Below are 2,798 nucleotides of genomic sequence, written 5' to 3' on the forward strand. Positions count from 1 at the left end.
GACCAATATAAAAAAGATAATAATAAATTAAATACATTAAAAACAATGAATTAATTGGATCTTCCATTATTCACATTACGTTGCGATTAACAAAAAATTGATCCTTTCACAACATGCTCAAAGATCCACCAATTAGCTCGTTATCCACACCCCCACTCTAGTAGAAATCAGATTTACTGATTAAGAGGCCCACTCTCTCAAGAAAAACCCTGTAAATGCATACAGACAAACAAAAAATGGAATATTTTCCCGATCAACCTGTGGATAACTTGAATTGCGATGATCTTTTAAGCAAAAGAAACGACAGCACATTGTGTATAAGAATTTGCTACAATCGCGTTTTTATCATTCAAAGTATCATGAAACCTGCACCTAAAACTGAACATGAATTAATGCTTAGAGCCCAAGACATTGCAGGCTTAAGCTTTAGTCAACTGGCCGAAGAAGCCAAGATGACCGTGCCCCCTGACTTAAAAAAAGATAAAGGATGGGTCGGTCAGCTATTAGAGTGGCATTTGGGTGCAACAGCAGGCAGCAAACCTCAGCAAGATTTCGAGCAATTAGGTATCGAGCTCAAAAGTATTCCAATCAGTTACACTGGAAAACCGCTCGAAACAACGTTTGTGTGTGTGGCCCCACTCACCGGTGTTCATGGTTTAACATGGGAGCAAAGCCACGTGCGAAATAAACTCTCTCGAGTACTGTGGATCCCAATAGAGGGTGAGCGAGAGATCCCCCTAGCCCAGCGCCATGTCGGATCGCCATTGCTATGGAGCCCTTCTCCTGCACAAGAACAGCAGCTCAAAAATGATTGGGAAGAACTGATGGAGTTCATCGTTCTTGGCAAAGTTGAGCAGATCACCGCTAAGCACGGTGAAGTATTACAGCTCAGGCCAAAAGCGGCAAACGGGCGAGCATTAACCGAAGCCTACGGTGCTAATGGCAAACCTATCAAAACCCTGCCACGAGGCTTTTATCTTCGAACTCAATTTACCGCGAGCATTCTTGAGCAACACTTTATTTAAAAGTGCTCGTTATTGCTCATGAAAAAACGTAACCGTTTGATCTTTCACTGCACAATTCGTTTCCGTTTCACTGCCATCTTCGCTTATAGTAAAAACGTCACACACTCCACCAGCGAGAGCATCAAGGAAGGAATATGCAATACACCAAACTGCCTCATTCCACACTGGAAGTGAGCAAGATCTGCTTAGGTACCATGACTTTTGGTGAACAAAATAGCCAACAACAAGCCTTTGAGCAGCTCGATTACGCCTTAGACCAAGGTGTGAATTTCATCGATACTGCGGAAATGTACCCAGTTCCCCCCAACGGTAAAACCCAAGGTCTGACCGAAAGCTATATTGGCAACTGGTTAGAAAAATCAGGTAAACGTGAAAAAGTGGTGTTAGCGACTAAAGTGGCAGGCCCGCGTAACGTGCCTCACATCCGCGAAAAGATGTCACTCGATAGACGCAACATTCATTTAGCGATTGATGATAGTTTAAGACGCTTAAAAACAGACTATGTCGATTTGTATCAATTACATTGGCCTCAACGCCAAACGAACATGTTCGGCCAACTTAACTACCCTTATCCTGATCAGCAAGAAGAAGTCACTTTAATCGAAACGCTCGAAGCGCTTAATGATCTCGTCAAGGCTGGAAAAGTGCGTTACATCGGTGTGTCAAATGATACCCCGTGGGGTGTGATGACGTTGCTAAAATTGGCAGAAAAACACGATCTAGCAAGAATTGTCTCTATCCAAAACCCTTATAATTTACTGAATCGCAGCTTTGAAATTGGCTTATCTGAGATTAGCCACTTCGAAGGTGTTCAACTGCTGGCTTACTCGCCACTGGCGTTTGGTTGCCTGAGTGGTAAATATTTAAATGGCGCAAGACCTGACGGTGCTCGGTGCAGCCTATTTGAACGCTTTTCTCGCTATTTTACGGCGCAAGGTGTACAAGCCACTCACGCTTATGTTGAGCTTGCTAACCAGTATGGCCTTAATCCAGCACAGATGGCGTTGGCGTTTGTCAATCAACGTCCGTTTGTCGCATCCAATATCATTGGCGCGACAAACCTAGAGCAGTTGAAAACAAATATCGATAGTTTAGATGTCGTACTCAGTAATGAATTACTTCTTAAAATTCAAGAGATTGGGACGACTTACTCCAACCCTTGTCCGTAGATATCTTCGGGGCTAGCGAAGCCACTAGCCCCTCATTTTACGTTGTTATTCGCATGCTTAACACACGGCGAAGATGACGAATATGACGTTCAGCTTTAATTGAGTCAGGGACTGAAACGCCAATAACGCGTCCATCACTTTCTAAACCAATATCTTTAAGCAAGTGTTGGCTATTAAAAGGCAGCTCAAAAGCATGACGGCGAACATTTCGTTGCCATTGACTCTCTTCACGGCGTAAATCAGCACGGACCAGTAAAGTAGCAAGTTGTAAATAAATTGAATGACGCATGAGTATTCTCCAGTAGTAAACTAAACGTTGACGGCTGGAAAAATGGGGGCGAACAAGGTGGATCAACACTTTGATAAGCTGCCATTTTTCCGCAGCCTATCTCAAGGTTACGGATTAACTAAAAATCGGTGCCTTTTTTATCATCAAACATACGACAGGCGTCTGTAGTAAGAGACGATTTAGGCGCAGTAAGATCGATAGAAACGCGAACAGTATGAACAAAAACGAAATGATTCATGTTGCGCCTCCAAGCAAATAGTTAATCCAAAGTGAAATGAGCGTGTGAGCACGGCTCACGGTTAAATTCTATGCAAC

3 protein-coding genes are annotated in these 2,798 nt (G+C 43.2%); 2 read left to right on the top strand and 1 reads right to left on the bottom strand.

The features are described 5' to 3' along the window. Positions 1 to 359 precede the first annotated feature (359 nt). On the top strand, positions 360 to 1,025 hold the full coding sequence (gene mutH, locus AACQ17_RS08255; RefSeq protein ID WP_026028083.1) for a DNA mismatch repair endonuclease MutH: 666 nt from the start codon (positions 360 to 362) through the stop codon (positions 1,023 to 1,025). A gap of 134 nt (positions 1,026 to 1,159) precedes the next feature. Then, complete coding sequence (locus AACQ17_RS08260; protein ID WP_094167743.1) at positions 1,160 to 2,194, top strand: NADP(H)-dependent aldo-keto reductase; 1,035 nt, start codon at positions 1,160 to 1,162, stop codon at positions 2,192 to 2,194. A 37-nt stretch (positions 2,195 to 2,231) separates the two neighbouring features. Here AACQ17_RS08260 and AACQ17_RS08265 read toward each other — a convergent pair whose 3' ends face one another. After that, complete coding sequence (locus AACQ17_RS08265) at positions 2,232 to 2,483, bottom strand: hypothetical protein (protein WP_094167744.1); 252 nt, start codon at positions 2,481 to 2,483, stop codon at positions 2,232 to 2,234. Positions 2,484 to 2,798 lie beyond the last annotated feature (315 nt).

This window comes from Vibrio sp. V10_P2A27P122, from assembly GCF_963874335.1.
Taxonomy (GTDB): domain Bacteria; phylum Pseudomonadota; class Gammaproteobacteria; order Enterobacterales; family Vibrionaceae; genus Vibrio; species Vibrio anguillarum.

What these genes read in the sequence shown, in the direction of transcription:
- AACQ17_RS08265 (WP_094167744.1), bottom strand. Translation starts at nt 2,483, where the DNA reads ATGCGTCATTCAATTTATTTACAACTTGCTACTTTACTGGTCCGTGCT.
- mutH (WP_026028083.1), top strand. Translation starts at nt 360, where the DNA reads ATGAAACCTGCACCTAAAACTGAACATGAATTAATGCTTAGAGCCCAA.
- AACQ17_RS08260 (WP_094167743.1), top strand. Translation starts at nt 1,160, where the DNA reads ATGCAATACACCAAACTGCCTCATTCCACACTGGAAGTGAGCAAGATC.